Raw genomic sequence first — 3130 nt, forward strand, 5'->3', positions numbered from 1 at the left:
TATCGTAGAATTACTACAAAATGTGAAAAAGTTTTAATTTTTTTTCAGAATAATTTTAGGTGTAATTATCTTTGAGCTACAAAACACGTACACAATATTAACCGATTAAAATTTACGCATCATGGCAGCAAATTCAAGAGGAATCTTAAAATTCAATGGCAGTGAGGGGCAAAAATTACTAAAGCTTAACTACAGCGTATCTCGATCCACTGATGTATCGGGACGTGTGGCTTCAGACCCGTCGAATGCACTGATCAAACTGACGATCGAGGCGACCGAAAAGTCCGACATCCTCGAGTCGTTATTAAACGGGAAATACAAGCCTACCACCGGCGAGATCACATTCAACAAATCTCACGAAGAAGGCACGCTGATCACCTTAAGCTGGGAAAACGGCTACGTGATTCAGCACGAAGTAGAATTCGACGCAGTAGACGAAAACTCAATGCTGATCAGCTTTGTGGTGAGTGCAGAGACCATCAGCTACGGAAATTCTGAGTACAAAGGGCTTTGGCCGTCAAGCTAAAATCTTCACCGATTTACAGAATCAGGGTATAGAGACCGTCCGCAAAAGACGGTCTTTTTCGACTGAAATTTATTTTTATTGGGCAATTTTCAATGTTTTTTAAACAATTTTGATCTCAAAAGAAGTTTGTAGGGCAGCAATTTCCGTCTGTAATTTATCCTGAGCTTGTCGAAGGGCTCCGTTCAAGCCGGGCTGCAAAGTAGTGATCCTCAGAACTGAAAGTCCTTAAAATAAAATTCAGTCAACCTCAGGTCTGTTTCGGCTCTTTTCAGGTTGAGTTTTTATTGTTGAGCAAATTCCCCTTTCGACCAAAAACAATCGGTCAAAAAAATATGCAGTCAGTACTCAAAAAAAATCTTTGCGGGCTTTACGTTAAAAAAGCAACAGCAAGATCTTACAAATCAAGCGTTTTACATTAAAAATTCAAAAATTTAATACTTAAAAATCTGCACAGGTAAATAAAATTTAATAACTTTAAACCACCACACAATCACAAAATTATGTCAAATACCACAGAAACATCACGGGGCTCTGCGTTTCGTCCATCCCAGAATGCGGCGGGAATCTCTGACAGTCATCACAACGGGATCAACCGTTTGGTAAAATTATCTTTGGTTATTGAAGGTAAAGTGATCAGATATTACAAGCATTTTACACTAAAACAAAGCGCACAGCGCCACCACGAGTTTACATTAACTTTAGCTCACGATACCTTAGGCGACCGCCAGACGCATACTTTAGAAGAAGCCAACCGGTTTTTAGGAAAACGTCTCACCGCAGTTATTTCCTACAAAGACATCGACAAAAGCCCGGAACGCACCTTTGTCGGCGTGATTACCGGCGTTGGTTTCAGCCAGGAAAAAATGAGTCTTGGGAATATTGTTTTATCAGGTTACAGCCCGACTATTTTACTGGACGGCGCTCCGCATATCCAGAGTTTTGGCGGAAGCCAGCCGGTCAATATGGGCATTATTGCCGAAGAAGTTATTAAACAAGGCTTAGATAAAAGCCGTTTTGATATCAGAATCGATACGAATGATTATTCGCAAATCATTTACAGCAGCCAGTATGACGAGACACACTACAATTATCTGGCGAGAATGGCAGAAGCGTATGGCGAACAGTTTTATTACGACGGCGAAGTTCTTCACTTCGGAAAACTTCCGCCACAGAATACGCCGGTCAGGCTGACCTACGGAAGCAGCGCAAGTGATATCAAAGTTGAATTAAAGGCCGTTCACACCAAGCCGCAATTCTACGGCTACAACAGCAGCAGACACGAAAAGCTGACTTCCGGAGCAACCCCGATTCAGCATGTCGGAGATTTAGCCAAAACTGCTTACCAACACAACGAAACGATTTATAGAACACCGTCTTTAAGGGTAGCTCCGATTAAAGCAACCACCCATTTAGACGTAGAGTATTCACAGAGAAGCACCTCAGGAAGCGAGGCGGTGAATGTTTTCAATATTTCGGGCTCTACAACGGTTCCTTTTTTACACCCTGGCTGCGCAGTCGACATCGAAATGCGAAAACCCGACACGAACGAAACTTCGTACTTCACCAGAATCATGGTGACGGAAACGACGCACGAGATCGACACGATCGGTCATTACACCGGAACTTTCCACGGCATTGCTTCCGATACGGGATTTTTACCGAAACCAGAATTTAGTGTTCCGAAAGCTGAACCACAGATTGCTACGGTCATCTCCAACACCGATCCTGAAGGACAGGGGAGGGTTCAGGTGAGATTCGACTGGCAGACGAATGACACGACACATTTCATCAGGATGATGAGTCCGGATGCAGGCGGAACCGATCAGATCACCCAAAACAGAGGTTACGTCGCAATTCCTGAAGTGGGGGATCAGGTGATGGTCAATTTTGTGCACAATCATCCGGACCGCCCTTTCGTGATGGGGGGAATGTTCCATGGCGGAATCGGTTTAGGCGGCGGAATGGACAACCGTGTGAAATCGATTCAGACGAGAAGTGGTCACAGAGTGGTTTTCACCGAAGACGAAAGCATCATCATCACCGATAAATCCGGAAACGAAATTCATCTGGACACCAAAGGCAGCAACATCAACATCACGGCTCCTGAAACGATCAATATCAAATGTAAAAACTTCAATATTGATGTCACCGAAAACATGAATACAACGGTTGGAATCAACAAGAGCAACAATGTCGGCATGAATATCACAGAAACGGCAGGAGCCAACATCTGGCAAAATGCAAGTTTAAATTACAACCTGAACGCAACAAATATCATGAATATGGCGTCTGAGAATTTCACTTACGATGCTACGGATATTCATAAAACAGCTTTGGAGGGCATTGAAGTCGCCGCTGCGAAAGATTATATCCAGAACAGTGAACAGACGATCCACAATCTTTCGGGCGAGAAGGGTCATAATGCATAAAACTGGGTGCTATGGGAGTTGATCAAAAGAAAGGCAGAATACAGATTTTCGCAAAAAACATCCGCGGGAATGCGAATGGAGGAATTCTGGAGGAGAGCAAGTTTACCAGAAATGTTGCAGGAGGAAGACAGGTGCAGAATGGTAAAGGGGGTGGGGTGAATCATGATGGGAATCA

Annotated in this window: 2 protein-coding genes; both read left to right on the forward strand. The window is 43.6% G+C overall.

What is annotated here, in order from left to right:
• Nucleotides 1-121 precede the first annotated feature (121 nt).
• Complete coding sequence (gene tssD, locus AC4FQ5_RS19480; RefSeq protein WP_491146124.1) at nucleotides 122-526, forward strand: type VI secretion system tube protein TssD; 405 nt, start codon at nucleotides 122-124, stop codon at nucleotides 524-526.
• Nucleotides 527-1026: 500 nt separating this feature from the next.
• Complete coding sequence (locus AC4FQ5_RS19485) at nucleotides 1027-2955, forward strand: type VI secretion system Vgr family protein (RefSeq protein WP_491146127.1); 1929 nt, start codon at nucleotides 1027-1029, stop codon at nucleotides 2953-2955.
• The last annotated feature ends 175 nt before the right edge of the window (nucleotides 2956-3130 follow it).

This window comes from Chryseobacterium sp. DT-167 (assembly GCF_058310155.1).

What these genes read in the sequence shown, in the direction of transcription:
- tssD (WP_491146124.1), top strand. Translation starts at nt 122, where the DNA reads ATGGCAGCAAATTCAAGAGGAATCTTAAAATTCAATGGCAGTGAGGGG.
- AC4FQ5_RS19485 (WP_491146127.1), top strand. Translation starts at nt 1,027, where the DNA reads ATGTCAAATACCACAGAAACATCACGGGGCTCTGCGTTTCGTCCATCC.